This window comes from Bacillus sp. AFS002410 (assembly GCF_002556365.1).
Taxonomy (GTDB): Bacteria; Bacillota; Bacilli; order Bacillales; family Bacillaceae_G; genus Gottfriedia.
Window position 1 is genome coordinate 143,227 of the sequence record NZ_NUEU01000082.1, and the last position, 15,280, is coordinate 158,506.

General features: G+C 31.8%; 17 protein-coding genes. 16 read left to right on the top strand and 1 reads right to left on the bottom strand.

What is annotated here, in order from left to right; genetic code table 11:
• The first annotated feature begins 222 nt into the window (after positions 1-222).
• From CN692_RS20780 to rpsA, 4 genes are all read left to right on the top strand, one after another.
• On the top strand, positions 223-1,191 hold the full coding sequence (locus CN692_RS20780) for an asparaginase (RefSeq protein WP_098121027.1): 969 nt from the start codon (positions 223-225) through the stop codon (positions 1,189-1,191).
• A gap of 169 nt (positions 1,192-1,360) precedes the next feature.
• The gene (locus CN692_RS20785; protein WP_098121028.1) at positions 1,361-1,546 is read left to right on the top strand and encodes a DUF5359 family protein; all 186 of its coding nucleotides are present in this window, start codon (positions 1,361-1,363) and stop codon (positions 1,544-1,546) included.
• A 138-nt stretch (positions 1,547-1,684) separates the two neighbouring features.
• The gene (gene cmk / locus CN692_RS20790) at positions 1,685-2,365 is read left to right on the top strand and encodes a (d)CMP kinase (RefSeq protein ID WP_098121029.1); all 681 of its coding nucleotides are present in this window, start codon (positions 1,685-1,687) and stop codon (positions 2,363-2,365) included.
• A 108-nt stretch (positions 2,366-2,473) separates the two neighbouring features.
• The gene (gene rpsA / locus CN692_RS20795; protein WP_098121030.1) at positions 2,474-3,592 is read left to right on the top strand and encodes a 30S ribosomal protein S1; all 1,119 of its coding nucleotides are present in this window, start codon (positions 2,474-2,476) and stop codon (positions 3,590-3,592) included.
• A 47-nt stretch (positions 3,593-3,639) separates the two neighbouring features.
• Here rpsA and CN692_RS20800 read toward each other — a convergent pair whose 3' ends face one another.
• Entirely contained in the window at positions 3,640-3,777 is a 138-nt protein-coding gene (locus tag CN692_RS20800) for a YpzI family protein (RefSeq protein WP_082459340.1), read from the bottom strand.
• 266 nt (positions 3,778-4,043) lie between these two features.
• On the opposite strand from CN692_RS20800, the gene CN692_RS20805 reads away from it, so the two are divergent.
• From CN692_RS20805 to hepT, 12 genes are all read left to right on the top strand, one after another.
• Positions 4,044-4,634: a YphA family membrane protein gene (locus CN692_RS20805; RefSeq protein ID WP_098121031.1), complete on the top strand. Its 591-nt coding sequence runs from the start codon at positions 4,044-4,046 to the stop codon at positions 4,632-4,634.
• A 131-nt stretch (positions 4,635-4,765) separates the two neighbouring features.
• The gene (gene der, locus CN692_RS20810) at positions 4,766-6,076 is read left to right on the top strand and encodes a ribosome biogenesis GTPase Der (protein WP_098121032.1); all 1,311 of its coding nucleotides are present in this window, start codon (positions 4,766-4,768) and stop codon (positions 6,074-6,076) included.
• Positions 6,077-6,118: 42 nt separating this feature from the next.
• A complete protein-coding gene (locus CN692_RS20815; protein WP_098121033.1) occupies positions 6,119-7,156 on the top strand; it encodes an NAD(P)H-dependent glycerol-3-phosphate dehydrogenase in 1,038 nt (345 codons plus the stop codon).
• Between the two features lie 282 nt (positions 7,157-7,438).
• On the top strand, positions 7,439-7,705 hold the full coding sequence (locus tag CN692_RS20820) for a stage VI sporulation protein F (RefSeq protein ID WP_257144087.1): 267 nt from the start codon (positions 7,439-7,441) through the stop codon (positions 7,703-7,705).
• A gap of 446 nt (positions 7,706-8,151) precedes the next feature.
• Entirely contained in the window at positions 8,152-8,349 is a 198-nt protein-coding gene (locus CN692_RS20825; RefSeq protein WP_098121035.1) for a DUF2768 domain-containing protein, read from the top strand.
• 20 nt (positions 8,350-8,369) lie between these two features.
• Positions 8,370-9,086 (top strand): hypothetical protein, encoded by a 717-nt coding sequence (locus CN692_RS20830; RefSeq protein WP_098121036.1) that lies wholly within the window; start codon positions 8,370-8,372, stop codon positions 9,084-9,086.
• Positions 9,087-9,283: 197 nt separating this feature from the next.
• Positions 9,284-10,762 carry a stage IV sporulation protein A gene (gene spoIVA, locus CN692_RS20835; RefSeq protein ID WP_098121037.1) on the top strand — a complete coding sequence of 493 codons (1,479 nt, stop codon included), beginning with the start codon at positions 9,284-9,286 and terminating at the stop codon, positions 10,760-10,762.
• 475 nt (positions 10,763-11,237) lie between these two features.
• Positions 11,238-11,510, top strand: a complete 273-nt coding sequence (locus CN692_RS20840) for an HU family DNA-binding protein (RefSeq protein WP_056466694.1) — start codon at positions 11,238-11,240, stop codon at positions 11,508-11,510.
• A gap of 319 nt (positions 11,511-11,829) precedes the next feature.
• Positions 11,830-12,402, top strand: a complete 573-nt coding sequence (folE, locus tag CN692_RS20845) for a GTP cyclohydrolase I FolE (protein ID WP_098121039.1) — start codon at positions 11,830-11,832, stop codon at positions 12,400-12,402.
• Between the two features lie 264 nt (positions 12,403-12,666).
• Positions 12,667-13,341 (top strand): heptaprenyl diphosphate synthase component 1, encoded by a 675-nt coding sequence (locus CN692_RS20850; protein ID WP_179865508.1) that lies wholly within the window; start codon positions 12,667-12,669, stop codon positions 13,339-13,341.
• A gap of 41 nt (positions 13,342-13,382) precedes the next feature.
• Positions 13,383-14,093, top strand: a complete 711-nt coding sequence (locus CN692_RS20855) for a demethylmenaquinone methyltransferase (RefSeq protein WP_098121041.1) — start codon at positions 13,383-13,385, stop codon at positions 14,091-14,093.
• Between the two features lie 44 nt (positions 14,094-14,137).
• Positions 14,138-15,100 (top strand): heptaprenyl diphosphate synthase component II, encoded by a 963-nt coding sequence (hepT, locus tag CN692_RS20860; RefSeq protein ID WP_098121042.1) that lies wholly within the window; start codon positions 14,138-14,140, stop codon positions 15,098-15,100.
• Positions 15,101-15,280 lie beyond the last annotated feature (180 nt).

Below are 15,280 nucleotides of genomic sequence, written 5' to 3' on the forward strand. Positions count from 1 at the left end.
TTAACTTGCTATTTTCTAACTCATGAATCTCACCCCATGGAGAGCGAGAATTCTGTAGTGGAAATTAATATCAGACTACTTCCTTTACATTGATAACTTCTTTTTTCAACAACATGAAACGTAGCATAGCTACGTTTTTTTTGTACAAAGAATTTATAACCTGTTTTTGTTTACTTGAATAATTTTTAAATGATATAATTTCATGTGAAATGAGGTGCTGTAATGAAAAAAGTAGTATTAATTACGACAGGTGGAACAATTGCTAGTAAACCAAATGCTGAATCAGGGAAGTTAGATTCAGGTGCATTATCGGGACAAGAAATTGCAGAAATGCTTGATTTACCAAAAGATATAAATGTTATTGTTGATTCTTTTTTTCAAGTTCCAAGTATGCACATCGGCTTTAATCATTGGATGATGTTAAAAAATAAAATTGAAGAATACTATCAAGATGAAACAATCGATGGGGTAGTCGTTACCCATGGAACTGATACTTTAGAAGAAACGGCTTATTTTTTAGATTTAACAATTGACGACGAACGTCCTATAGTTGTAACTGGCTCACAAAGATCACCAAGTGAACTAGGTACTGATGCTTTTATTAATTTAAGACATGCAATCTATACTGCAGCTGATGACTCTTCAAGAAATATTGGAACTGTTGTTGTCTTTAATGAACGTATTTTTACTGCAAAATATGTTAAAAAAGAACATGCATCCAATATTCAAGGATTTAACGTTTTCGGTTTCGGGTACTTAGGGATTATTGATAATGACAAAGTACATATTTACCAAAAACCAGTAATAAAAGATAAATACAAAATTACGGGTGAACTACCGCAAGTCGATATCATTAAATGTTATATCGAAGCAAAAGGATATTTCATAAAAGCAGCTGTTGAAAATGGTGCAAAAGGTATTATCCTAGAAGGTGTTGGAAGAGGACAAGTATCACCATTTATGACTGAAGAAATTGAAAAAGCAGTTAAAGATGGGGTTAAAGTAATTATCACAACAAGTTCTGAAGAGGGCGAAGTATATCCGACCTACGATTATTTCGGAAGTGCTTATGATTTAGTTAACAAAGGTGTAATTTTAGGTAAAGATTACGACAGTAAAAAGGCAAGAATTAAATTAACTGTCATGTTAGCATCTGAAGTTGAGGATATTCTTGAAGGTTTTACTAAATAAAATTCAAATCTTATTTATTTTAAAACGTGCTTAGCACGTTTTTTATTTTGTATATCAGAATTGTGTTAGATTTCGAATTTAAGTTAAAGTAATTTTATATTAATTTCGAAATTGTGTATAAAATTAATTGAATTTATTCATAATGGTAATAAAAAAGGGTATGAAAAAAATGAAAAGAATCGAACGAATACTTTTTAAGTTAATCATGATTCAATTAGTTTGTTTAGTTGTAAGCCAGTACATTTTGTCTTTTCCAAGTCTTTCAGTTTATTTAACAAAAATTGAATTATATGAAGGAGTAACGCAAAAAGCAAAAGATGTAACAAGAGAAGTATATAATCATATAGGTAAATAGATGAATTCATCGGAATCATATGGTAATATTAAATAAAGCAGGCTAGCCTGCTTTATTTTTATTTGTTTTTGTCTTTTTAGGACATGATAAGATTAAAGGTTGCTATTCATTTAGCAATTTTTTTATGTAGGAGGACTTATGAGTAAAAAAATTAGTATAGCGATAGATGGTCCGGCAGCTGCTGGTAAAAGTACCGTTGCAAAGATCGTTTCAAAAAAATTAGGTTATGTATATATCGACACAGGTGCTATGTATCGTGCTCTAACTTTTAAAGCAATCCAAGAAAATATTGATGTTAATAATGAAATGGATTTAAGCAATTTACTTTCTAATATAACAATAAAATTAGTTCCTGTAGAGGACACTCAAAAAGTGTTTATTGACGATGTAGACGTTTCAGAGCCAATCAGAACTCCAGAAGTGACTAGAAACGTATCATTTGTTGCAAAACACAGCTTAGTTCGTGAAAAAATGGTCGAATTACAACGACAATATGCTGTGAATGGTGGAGTTGTAATGGATGGGAGAGATATTGGTACTCATGTATTAGTTGATGCAGAAGTTAAAATATTCATGATTGCTTCAGTAGACGAAAGAGCTCAAAGAAGACATATTGAAAATGTTAAAAATGGTTTCGAAAGTGACCTAGAGCAATTAAAAATAGAAATCTCAACAAGAGACCGAATCGACTCAGAAAGAGAAGTTTCACCACTGAAAAAAGCTGATGATGCAATATCTTTAGATACTACTTCGAAAAACATTGATGACGTTGTAAATGATATATTAACAATTGTAGATAAAAAGGTAAAAAATATTTAGAAGAATTAGTCATCAGATTTCTTGACTTTTCTGCTTATTTATTAGATGGTAAAAGAGGATAATACATAATTGGTCTATCCATTTTTAAAACACAAGGAGGAATATAGCATGGTTGAAAAAGTAATGCCAGAGGTTGGGGAAATTATCTCATGTGTAATTGAACAAATTGAAGATAAACAAGCAATTGTAGGGTTCGGTGGAAAAACAGATGGTATTCTTCCAATAAAAGAAATTTCAAACGTACATATTGAAAACGTTAGTGACGCGTTAACTGTTGGACAGGAAATTGAATTAAAGGTTATTAAAGTTGAAGAAGATTCAGTAGTTTTTTCTAAACGTGCTGTAGATTCTGTTAAAGCTTGGGATCAATTAGTAACTAAATTAGAAAGTAAAGAAGTATTCGAAGTAATCGTTACTGAGCAAGTTAACGGTGGATTAATCGCTGACGTAGGAGTACGTGGTTTTATTCCGGCTTCTTTAGTTTCAAAAAAATTCGTAGAAGATTTAGGAAGCTATGTTGGTCAATCGATTGAAGTAGTAATCGAAGAACTTGATCGTGAAAAAAATCGTGTAATCCTATCACATAAAGCTGTAGAGCAGTTAAACGAAATTGAAAATCGTCGTCAAGCATATTCAACAATTAAAGTTGGTCAAATTGTTCAAGGTAAAGTAGAAAGATTAACTAATTTCGGTGCTTTTGTTAATATCGGTGGAGTTGATGGATTAGTACACGTTTCTCAAATGTCTCATAATCGAGTTACAAAACCTGAAGAGATTGTATCTGTAGGAGATACTGTAAAGGTTCAAGTTCTTTCAATTGATACAGATACAAACCGTATCGCTTTATCAATGAAAGCAATTCAGCCAGGCCCATGGGATCAATTAGATACAAGTATTAAAGCTGATGCTGTTGTAGAAGGAACTGTAAGACGCCTAACAAACTTTGGTGCATTTGTAGAAGTTCAAAAAGGTATTGAAGGATTAGTTCATGTTTCTCAAATTGCTGATAAACATATTAAAAATCCAAATGAAGTCTTAGCGGTAGGTCAAGATGTAAAGGTTAAAATTTTAGAAATTAACCCTACTGAAAAACGCTTATCATTAAGCATCAAAGAAGCTGGTGAAGCTGAACTTCAAGAAGATATTGCTAAATACGTACAACCAAGCGAAAGTGGTTTCCAATTAAGTGAGCTTCTTGGTGAAAAATTAAGTAAATTTAAAAAATAAGATAAAAATCCTTCAGTTGAGAAGCTGAAGGATTTTTATTTGTTTAATTAGTTATGTTGATTTTCTGCTCTTGCTTCCTCAGGAGTGTCTAAACGTGTAGCACCTTTGTAATGGATGCTCTGATCACGATCAGATTCAACTCTTCTAGATTGCTTAAGCTTCTTTTCTTGTCGATCTTTTCCCACTCGTTTCACCTCCAAAAAATTCTCTTTTATAGATTCGTAATAAAATCAATTTCTTATACCCATTCTTTTCTGTTAGCTTTTTACTTTTAAAAGTATATTTTTTATCCAGTTAATAATTGGATCAGTAAAATTTAGTATAAAAATATTCAAAATTATAGTCATTTCTATAATATTTCTTACAATTAAATTTATAAGAAATCAGTCTTTCTAAATTGATTATTTTTGGTAGGAATTGTTACATACTAGAACTATTAGGAGGTTTTCATGTGCAAGGGAGTTTTTTTATAATTGCTTCTTGGGTTCTCGTATTTGTTTTGATGTTTTTAAGAGAAAGAACGAAATTGAGCTTTCTCTATTTATCAGGGATCCTGATCTTAATTATCTGTTCAGCTTATACAATCGATGTATTTTCCATTGAAATAAATATTTCATATATCATCATGATTTTTTACATAAGTTACAAAATTAGCTTATTAAGTTTACGTGAACAAATAATCCATTTCGTTAAAGGATTGATTATTGGGATGACATATAGCGTTGTAACATTGCTTTCTATATATGATCCTGCAAGTTTTTTTATCAATGAGATGATTATTAAATCATTTTTTATAATCGTGCTTTGTTTATTTTTAAGTAAATCTTATTATGATAAGTTACGATACATAACGATTGGTCTAGTTCAAGGAGAACTATTTAATTATATTACATTTGAATCGATTGATTTTAACTATGTAATCGGAGACTTAAACTGGTTTGATACTTTATTTTTTACAATCTTACTATTGTCAGGGATTCAATATTTAACAAAATATTATTCAAAATTGAGCCTTAAAAATAGAAAATTACTAAAAATCTAATGTATATTGGTCTTTTTTCATATTTTTTGTTAAAATAGATAAGTTATTTAAATAAATCAATTTATAATCAAAACTAAAACACATTTACATGAATTAAATGGTACATAGTTATGCTAGGAAGGATGAATTAAATGTCTAAACCGACAGTTGCAATAGTTGGACGACCGAATGTAGGTAAATCAACTATTTTTAATAGGATCGTGGGAGAAAGAATCTCAATTGTAGAAGATATTCCAGGAGTTACTCGTGACCGTATATATAGCTCAGGAGAGTGGCTAAATCAAGAATTTAGTTTAATTGATACAGGTGGAATTGATATAGGTGATGAGCCGTTTTTAGAGCAAATTCGTCAACAAGCAGAAATCGCTATTGATGAAGCGGATGTAATTATTTTTCTAACAAATGGCCGTGAAGGTGTAACAGCAGCAGATGAAGAAGTTGCTAAAATCCTTTATAAAACAAAAAAGCCAGTTGTTTTAGCAGTTAATAAAGTAGATAATCCTGAAATGAGAAGCGATATTTACGACTTTTATGCATTAGGCTTCGGTGAAGTATTTCCAATCTCAGGCTCACATGGTTTAGGAATTGGAGATTTACTAGATGAGGTTGTTAAGCATTTCCCTGAAAAAGAAGAAGAAAATTATGATGAGGAGACAATTAAATTCAGTTTAATTGGACGTCCAAATGTAGGGAAATCATCTTTAGTAAATGCATTATTAGGTCAAGAGCGTGTAATCGTTAGTAATGTTGCCGGTACAACACGTGATGCTGTAGATACGCCATACTCAAAAGATGGTCAAGATTATGTCATTATTGATACAGCTGGTATGAGGAAAAAAGGTAAAGTTTATGAAAGTACAGAAAAATATAGTGTTTTACGTGCTTTAAGAGCAATTGAAAGATCGGATGTCGTCTTAGTTGTATTAGATGGTGAAGAAGGAATTATCGAACAAGACAAAAAAATCGCTGGTTATGCACATCAAGCAGGAAGATCAATTGTTATTGTCGTTAATAAATGGGATGCTGTAGAAAAAGATGAAAAAACAATGAATGACTTCATTGAAAATATTCGTGCACATTTCCAATTCCTGGACTACGCACCGATTGTATTCCTTTCAGCTAAAACGAAGAAAAGAACTCAAACTTTGTTACCGATGATTAATAAAGCATGTGAGAGCCATAGCTTACGTGTTCCTACGAATGTACTTAATGATGTAATTATGGATGCAATTGCAGTGAATCCTACTCCAACACATAATGGACAAAGATTAAGAGTGTATTATGCAACTCAAGTCGCGATTAAACCACCAACATTCGTTGTGTTTGTAAACGATCCAGAATTACTTCACTTTAGTTACGAACGATTCTTAGAAAATCGTATTAGAGATGCATTTGACTTTGAAGGATCTCCAATTAGGATTATTGGTCGAGCTCGAGCTTAATTCATTGTAAAATTTGGATTCTTTTTGAAAGGGAGTGTGGTTATGGAAAAAATCTCAGTTTTAGGTGCAGGTAGTTGGGGAACAGCTTTAGCCATGGTGTTATCAGATAATGGACATTCAGTTACGTTATGGGGAAATAATGCCAATCAAATTAATGAAATAAATGATGATCATACAAATAAAAAATATTTGCCAGAAATTGAATTACCACAATCTTTAAAAGCAACAGTAAATTTAAACGAAGCGATTAATGGAGCTAAATATATTTTACTTGTAGTACCTACAAAAGCAATTAGAGAGGTATGTCAAAAATTAAATAATGAGCTAACTGAAGAGGTTACGATTATTCATGCAAGTAAAGGGATTGAACCAGATACTTCAAAACGTGTTTCAGAAATGATTTCAGAAGAAATTAATCCAAAGCTCTTAAAATCAGTTGTTGTATTATCAGGGCCAAGTCATGCTGAAGAGGTTGCATTAAGACATCCTACGACTGTAACATCTGCTTCTGAAAATATGGACGAAGCAGAATATGTACAAGACTTATTTTCTAATGGCTACTTCCGTGTCTACACAAATGAAGATGTAATAGGTGTGGAAATTGGAGGGGCTCTAAAAAATATTATTGCGCTTGCTGCAGGGATTACTGACGGACTTGGCTATGGAGACAATGCAAAGGCGGCTTTAATGACTCGTGGACTTGCTGAAATTATTCGCTTAGGTAAAACAATGGGTGCTAATACTCAAACTTTTGCAGGTTTAACAGGAATGGGCGATTTAATCGTAACTTGTACAAGTGTACATAGCCGTAACTGGAGAGCGGGTAATTTATTAGGAAAAGGCCAATCACTAGAAGAAGTTTTAGATAATATGGGTATGATTGTAGAAGGCGTTCGTACGACAAAAGCCGCTTACCAATTGGCAAAACAAGCAAATGTTGAAATGCCAATTGTTAATGAGTTATATGCAGTATTATTTGAAAATAAAAATCCAAAATTAGCAGTCGATGCGCTAATGTCTCGTGTAAAAAGACATGAAGGCGAGAGCACTTTGAATTTTATAAGTGATCTTACTGAGTAATCAATTAGATTACTTATAAGAATATGTGTACTCTAATTAATGCTAAAGAGTGTAGAGAAAAATTTCTCTACACTCTTTTTTATATTTTGTACACCGTACAGGCAAGTAGAAGTGGCTCACATCCCTCTTTTTAATAAATAGAATAATGCATACATAAATCCTTTAAAGGAAAGCTGTAGATTTTTTTATTTTATACTTTTCCTTAATGGACTAAAATAGGCGTTTCACCATTTCTCTTTTTTTGCATAGCATATGTTGTATAGAAAAAGGGAGGTTTGAATGGTGACTAATAATAATCCAAATGGTTTCTTTGATAAGATTGAAAAGAAAGCAAATGTAAGTAAATCAGATATTTTTAAAGTTGCTGATTCAGTGAAAGATGCAAACTTTAAAGATGAAGCTACTGTTAGAAAACTAGTGCGCCAAATTGCGTTAATGACTGGTCGTCAAGTTACAAAGGAAAAAGAAGACAAAATCGTTCAAGCAATTGTTACAAATAATATGCCACTAGATTTTCAATCATTAACAAATATGTTTAAACAAAAATAATTGGGCTTATTCTTCAGCGATGTATTTAGTGCATAATCATACATTTTCGCATAGTATAGAATGACTTATACCGGATGAATTCTGGTGGGTGTTAGTCGATAAAATTTAAAGAAGCAATTGCCCCAGTTTGCTTCAAAGAAAGAAGGAGTATTTATTTACTTCTTCTTTCTTTTTTTATTTACAAATATGTGAATTCTCCTATGTATAACCTTTATTTGCTTTATTTGGAATGATTTGAGGGACAATCGATGTGCTCGGATTAATTAAAAATAGAGAATTTTATCTAAAATAATCGATTATAAAAAGATTGAAAAATAGTATTGAACAAGTATAGGTAGGGACTGAATTAGTCGATAATGACTTAATAGGAATAAAAATATTTTATTTCAAATCGGGTCATTATTTTGATACTATAATAATGTTAGCAATTACATAGGGGGAACAAGATGAACGCGGCACATATTAATGAAATTATTTCTTTTGTTGGGATTGGATTAATGCTTTTTTCATTATTTTTAATTTTCTTGAGTAGACACAAAATAAAAATTAAATTTTTAAAAATGATAACGGCATTTATTGCATATATGTCTTTAATTATATCTGGAATTTTAATTACATATATCGTATTAAGCTGGCCTAGTTAATGATAAAAAAGGGGACTAACATGAAAAAGCTATTTCTTACCATTTTAATGTGCTTTGTAATAAGTGTATTAAGTGGCTGTTTATATCCACAAGATAATCTTGCACAAAATCAAGTACCATATGACGATCAAATAGAAAGTGTTCAAAAAGCAGTAAATAAATTTAAAGAAGATAATTCTGGAATCTTACCAATAAAAACGAAGGATATGAGTACACCAATTTACATTAAATATCCAATTGATTTTACGAAACTGATTCCCGGTTATTTAAGTGATTCACCTGGTAATTCATATGAAAATGGTGGAATCTTTCAATATGTCTTAATTGATGCAGAAAAAAATCCAACGGTCAAATTAGTTGATCTTAGAACTGCAGAAAAATTAAGAGATGTTAATTTGCAAGTACAAGTTTATAAAGATAAACATACTTATCCACCAATTAAGAAAACCCTTGCTAACGGTGTATTCCTATTAAACTATAAAAAGATGGGTTTTAAAGAGGAGCCTTACGTTGTAAGTCCTTATAGTAATAATCATTTACCAATCGTAATGGGCAATGACGGTGAATTCTATGTGGATTATTCAACTGACTTATATGCAAAAATAAAAGAAGCGAAAAATTTTAAGTTCGGTGAAGATATACGATCTATTTTAGTAAAAGACTCACCAATAGTGCCTGCATACTCACTTCCATACACTGTCAAAGATGGACAACCGGTATTTTTAGAACAAAAATAAATAATATAAATCATAATCCTTTGATAAAAGAATACATTTTATCGAAGGATTATTTTATTTTTATCCGAAGTTAATAAGTAGAAAAAATAAAAAATCTTGTCATAACTTACTAGGACAACATCATAGAATGATATTGTCATAGGCATACTACTTCAAGTCAATTATTCCCATGTATTGATAAATCGGGAGGGGAACACATGGAAAAGATAGATATTTTTAAAGACATTGCCGAGCGCACGGGAGGAGATATCTACTTAGGTGTTGTAGGCGCTGTGCGTACTGGTAAATCAACATTTATAAAACGCTTTATGGAAGCAGTTGTTATCCCAAATATTCAAAATGAAGCTGATCGTGCGAGAGCACATGATGAATTACCTCAAAGTGCAGCAGGTAAAACAATAATGACGACAGAACCTAAATTCGTTCCAAATCAAGGTGTGAAAATTCATGTAGCGGATGGGTTAGATGTAAATATTCGATTAGTAGATTGCGTTGGTTATAGTGTACCAGGAGCTAAAGGATATGAAGATGAAAACGGCCCTAGAATGATTAGCACACCTTGGTATGAAGAACCAATACCTTTCAATGAAGCAGCAGAAATCGGTACAAGAAAAGTTATCCAAGAGCATTCTACAATTGGAGTTGTTGTAACAACTGATGGCACAATTGGAGAAATCGCTAGATACGATTACATCGAAGCAGAAGAACGAGTAGTTGCTGAATTAAAAGAAGTTGGTAAGCCTTTCATTATGGTTGTTAACTCGTCTCAGCCATATCACCCTAATACAGAAGCACTTAGACAGGAATTAAGCGAAAAGTATGACATTCCTGTTATCGCTTTAAGTGTTGAAGCAATGCGTGAAGGTGATGTATTAAACGTACTTCGTGAAGCTCTATACGAGTTCCCAGTCCTTGAAGTGAATGTAAATCTACCAAGCTGGGTATTAGTATTAAAAGAAAATCACTGGTTACGCCAAAGCTACCAAGAAGCAATTCAAGAAACAGTAAAAGACATAAAACGATTAAGAGATGTAGACTTTGTAGTTGGTCAATTTAGTGATTATGAGTTTATTGAACATGCACAACTTGCTGGAATAGACATGGGGCAAGGGGTGGCAGAAATCGATTTATCTGCTCCAGATGAGTTATATGACCAAGTTTTAAAAGAAGTAGTTGGAGTAGAAATTCGAGGTAAAGATCATCTATTAGAATTAATGCAAGACTTTGCTCATGCAAAACAAGAATATGATCAAGTTGCCGATGCATTAAAAATGGTGAAACAAACTGGATACGGAATTGCTGCACCATCTCTTTTAGATATGAGTTTAGATGAACCGGAGATTATCCGCCACGGATCTAGATTCGGTGTGAAACTAAAAGCGGTTGCCCCATCTATTCATATGATTAAAGTAGATGTAGAGTCAACATTTGAACCAATTATTGGAACAGAAAAACAAAGCGAAGAGCTTGTTAAATACTTAATGCAGGATTTTGAAGATAATCCACTGTCAATCTGGAATTCAGATATATTTGGACGCTCATTAAGTTCAATCGTTCGTGAAGGAATCCAAGCAAAACTTTCTCTAATGCCTGAAAATGCAAGATATAAATTGAAGGAAACATTAGAACGAATTATCAACGAAGGAAGTGGCGGCTTAATTGCAATCATCCTTTAATAGAATGAATCAATATAATTAATCAGATGGTATTAAACCATCTGATTTTTTTTGCATTTTCATAAATTCGAAAAGATTTTTAAGAGAATTTGGTATTTTTTTGAGACGAAAATTGCTTTTAGTAGTAAATTAAAAAAACTGCAAAAAAGATTAGATTCGACAAGTTTCTACAAAGAAATTTTGATCGGAATTAGAAAAAAAAAATTACGGAATTGCCTATTAATTCAGTAATCATCGTATATTCAACAAGAAATTATAAAAAATTAGTGGTAGAAAAATGAATTTTTCAGAAAAATCGCTTCACATTTTCGAGTAATTCCAACATTTTCTTGTAAAACATATTGAAAAAAGCCGTAGAATCGTATAATATAAGGCATGACAAAGAAATTAATTGGAATTTGTTGTATAAAATTTAAAATTTTGGTCACAAATGAAATTAAGAATTATTTTAATTTTTTGGGAGGAGGTGAAAGACATGAACAAAACTGATTTAATCAATGCAGTTGCTGAAGCTGGTGAATTAACTAAAAAACAAGCTACTTTAGCAGTAGACGCTGTATTCGAATCAATTCTTGGTGCGTTACAAAACGGGGATAAAGTACAATTAATCGGATTTGGTAACTTTGAAGTTCGTGAGCGTGCAGCTCGTAAAGGACGTAATCCACAAACTGGCGAGGAAATCGAAATCGCAGCTAGTAAAGTTCCAGCTTTCAAACCTGGTAAAGCGCTTAAGGATGCTGTAAAATAATTACATAATTTAAGCGGAAAAGAAGGATGCTAATTAAAGCATCCTTCTTTTTTTGCTGGAAAGCCCTAAAAAGATGTTTTTCAAACTTCTTAAAAGCGGTCATCATTACGTATTGCAAAGTCTTTTGTAAAGCGAAGTTACTTATTAGTAACAAGGCTGCAAATAGACAAAGTAAAGAATCGTGCGCTTCTAGTAGTCACTAAGAAGGATGATAATTAAAGGCATCCTTCTTTTTTTTGCCTATAAAAAAAGAATTATGTTAAAATAAAACGAATCTGATAGTGAATATTAGAATTTTTTTAGCATGGGGGATCAATTAATGAATGAAGTAAATTTAGAAAAAATTGAACAAGCGGTTCGTCTAATTCTCGAAGCTATCGGTGATGATCCAAATCGAGAAGGAATTTACGAAACGCCAAAACGAGTTGCGAAAATGTATGCTGAAGTATTCTCTGGCATGCGCCAAGATGAAAAAGCTCATTTACATAAAGTATTTGGTGAAGATCATGAAGAATTAGTTCTAGTAAAAGATATACCATTCCATTCAATGTGTGAACATCATCTATTACCATTTTACGGCGTTGCACATGTAGCTTATATTCCAAGGAATGGTAGAGTAACTGGATTAAGTAAATTGGCACGTACAGTTGAAACTGTTGCAAAAAGACCACAGCTACAAGAACGTATTACTGCTTCGGTAGTTGATGCGATTATGGAAGTACTTCAACCACATGGTGCAATGGTAGTCGTTGAAGCAGAACATATGTGTATGTCAATGCGCGGAGTAAGAAAACCTGGTTCAAAAACAGTTACTACAGCGGTTCGTGGATCATTAAAAGAGGATGCTCAAGGAAGAAATGAAATTCTTGCAATGATTCATTCAACAAGATAGTTTTATCAATCAAAAAAACAGGTGCGCCGTCATTAAGGTGCCGACAATGTATTATAGGTTCAACGTTTTGAGAAGTTTTTTAGACTGATCGTAAACGCTCGTCTTATAGAGGGGCGTTTATCATTCGTCTGAATAAAGGTAAACCTGCTTTTTTTGAAAATATTCATTATAAATAATGCAAGTTGATTGAGTAATCAACTTATACCATCTAAAATACTTATGGTATAATGATTAAATCAGTAATAAATGGAATGGATGGAAATAATGAATAGTATTCACGAGATAAAAAATGAAGTAATCACTCAAATTTTACATACAATTAAACATCCTTATTTAAATCAGCATCTTTCAATACCAACAATTGATGATGTAAAGGTTACTTTATTAATAAATTTATTAAAAGATAATGATTTTACGAGTGATAAAATTGTGCATTACTGTAAAGCCTTGATGATTCATCAAATTGCATTAGATACACATGAAAAAGTATCAACATATGAAAGTACGCCAATGGATCGTGAGAAGAAACAGTTAACCGTATTGGAAGGAGACTTATATAGTGGACTATATTACAATGCTCTTTCTAAAACTGGTGAAATTGGATTAATTAAGGAACTTTCATATGCGGTAAAAGAAATGAATGAAGAAAAAATTAATTTAGTTCACGAAAAATTTAAATCTTTAGATGAGCTTTTCAAATGTATCACAGTTATTGAATCAACTATAATTGTTCATTTTGCAAAATTTATTGCATCGGAAGAATCAATTCACCATATTGAGCAAGCTTGTTTAATAGCTAGACTGAAAAAAGAATACGAAATCTCTTCAGTTGATCATTGTTCTGATTTTATTAAGCAATTTCAGAATATAATAGGTATGAATGATATGGGTAAAATAAAAGAAGAAATATCAAAAATAATGATACAATTACAAAAATAATCTACATAGAAGTAATCGTAATTAGTTTAGTGGGGGTTTATATGACTCAATCAAAAGAAGAACGCGTTCATGACGTGTTTGAAAAGATTTATAATAAATATGATACAATGAATGGTATTATTAGTTTTAGAAGACATATTGCTTGGCGCAAACAAACTATGAAAATAATGAATGTCCAAAAAGGTATGAAAGCGCTTGATGTATGCTGTGGTACTGGTGAATGGACGATTGCATTAGCAAATGCAGTTGGAAAAGATGGAGAAGTAGTAGGATTAGACTTTAGTAAGAACATGCTTTCAATTGGAGAGCAAAAAGTTAAAAGTATGCATTTAGACCAGGTTAAATTAATCCATGGTAATGCAATGGAATTACCGTTTGAGGACAACTATTTTGATACAGTTACAATCGGATTCGGATTAAGAAATGTTCCAGATTATTATCAAGTGTTGAAAGAAATGACTAGAGTTGTAAAACCTGGTGGGATTGTAGTATGTTTAGAAACTTCACAACCAACGGCATTTGGTGTTAGACATGTATATAAAGCTTATTTTAAATACATCATGCCGATCTTTGGTAAATTATTCGCTAAAAGCTTTAAAGAATATTCTTGGTTACAAGAAAGCGCAAGTACTTTTCCAGGGATGAATGAGCTTGCAAAGCTTTTCGAAAAAGCAGGATTAGAGAAAATTAGAATCAAACCTTATACTTTTGGGGTAGCGGCGATGCATTTAGGTGTTAAACCAAAGAGCTAGTTACAAAAAAGCAAGAAATTGGGATGAATAGTAAGGTGAACGGAATGAAGGTTAAATGGAAGTATTCTTATTTAAAAAAAGACATTAATGAGATTGAAAATACACTACATCAAGTAGTCGATTCAACGCAGCCAATTTTGAAAAATGCATCTGTACAACTACTTCAATCTGGTGGAAAAAGAATTAGACCAGTATTTGTATTGCTTAGTGCTAAATTTGGACAATATAACCTTCAATCTATAAAAAATGTAGCAGCTACATTGGAAATCATACATATGGCATCATTAGTACATGATGATGTAATTGACGAAGCTAGTTTACGAAGAGGTAAACCGACAATTAATTCAACATATAATAACCGAGTTGCTATGTATGCAGGGGATTTTTTATTTGCGAAAGCATTGGAATGTATGTCAGAAATTGAAATCCCATTGGCCCATCAAAAATTATCTGAAACAATTTTAGAGATTTGTTTAGGTGAGATTGAACAAATAAAAGATAAATATAATTTTGACCAAAATTTAAAATGTTATTTAAGACGAATTAAACGAAAAACAGCACTTTTAATATCTGCAAGTTGCGAAATAGGTGCAATAGCATCAGGAGCTTCTAAAGCTTTTCAAAAGTGTTTAAAAGATTATGGATACTATTTAGGTATGTCTTATCAAATTATGGATGATATTCTAGATTTTACGGCTTCTGAGAAGGAATTAGGAAAACCATCAGGAAGCGACTTAATTCAAGGGAATATTACATTACCTGTTTTGTTTGCAATGAATGATTTAGCATTTAAAGAGAAAATTGTTTCAGTTCATGAAGGAATAGATCCAGAGACTGTTAAACCACTTATTAATCAAATTCGAAAAAGTACATACATAAGAGCTGCTAAAAAGGTAAGTGAAGCTTATTTACAAAAGTCACTAAACAGTATCGCAAGCCTACCAAATAGCGAAGCAAAGGAAATGTTAATTTTAATTGCTAAAAATATTGGAAATCGAAAAAACTAGAGGCGGTAAAAATGCAAAAGCATTTCGAACTGCCTCTTTTGGCTTTTTTTATAGGATTGTTATGGCAATAAATTAGTTAGTTTGATAAAAATTAACCGAAAATCTGTAAGCGATTGCAATTTTTACAAAATATCAAGATTTTAAACTATTGATAATTTTATAAATAGATGATACTATTCT

Coding starts and splice junctions, on each gene's coding strand:
- rpsA (WP_098121030.1), top strand. CDS start 2,474: ATGGTTGAAAAAGTAATGCCAGAGGTTGGGGAAATTATCTCATGTGTA.
- CN692_RS20825 (WP_098121035.1), top strand. CDS start 8,152: ATGAACGCGGCACATATTAATGAAATTATTTCTTTTGTTGGGATTGGA.
- CN692_RS20815 (WP_098121033.1), top strand. CDS start 6,119: ATGGAAAAAATCTCAGTTTTAGGTGCAGGTAGTTGGGGAACAGCTTTA.
- CN692_RS20855 (WP_098121041.1), top strand. CDS start 13,383: ATGACTCAATCAAAAGAAGAACGCGTTCATGACGTGTTTGAAAAGATT.
- CN692_RS20840 (WP_056466694.1), top strand. CDS start 11,238: ATGAACAAAACTGATTTAATCAATGCAGTTGCTGAAGCTGGTGAATTA.
- CN692_RS20830 (WP_098121036.1), top strand. CDS start 8,370: ATGAAAAAGCTATTTCTTACCATTTTAATGTGCTTTGTAATAAGTGTA.
- cmk (WP_098121029.1), top strand. CDS start 1,685: ATGAGTAAAAAAATTAGTATAGCGATAGATGGTCCGGCAGCTGCTGGT.
- der (WP_098121032.1), top strand. CDS start 4,766: ATGTCTAAACCGACAGTTGCAATAGTTGGACGACCGAATGTAGGTAAA.
- CN692_RS20850 (WP_179865508.1), top strand. CDS start 12,667: ATGAATAGTATTCACGAGATAAAAAATGAAGTAATCACTCAAATTTTA.
- folE (WP_098121039.1), top strand. CDS start 11,830: ATGAATGAAGTAAATTTAGAAAAAATTGAACAAGCGGTTCGTCTAATT.
- hepT (WP_098121042.1), top strand. CDS start 14,138: ATGAAGGTTAAATGGAAGTATTCTTATTTAAAAAAAGACATTAATGAG.
- spoIVA (WP_098121037.1), top strand. CDS start 9,284: ATGGAAAAGATAGATATTTTTAAAGACATTGCCGAGCGCACGGGAGGA.
- CN692_RS20780 (WP_098121027.1), top strand. CDS start 223: ATGAAAAAAGTAGTATTAATTACGACAGGTGGAACAATTGCTAGTAAA.
- CN692_RS20785 (WP_098121028.1), top strand. CDS start 1,361: ATGAAAAGAATCGAACGAATACTTTTTAAGTTAATCATGATTCAATTA.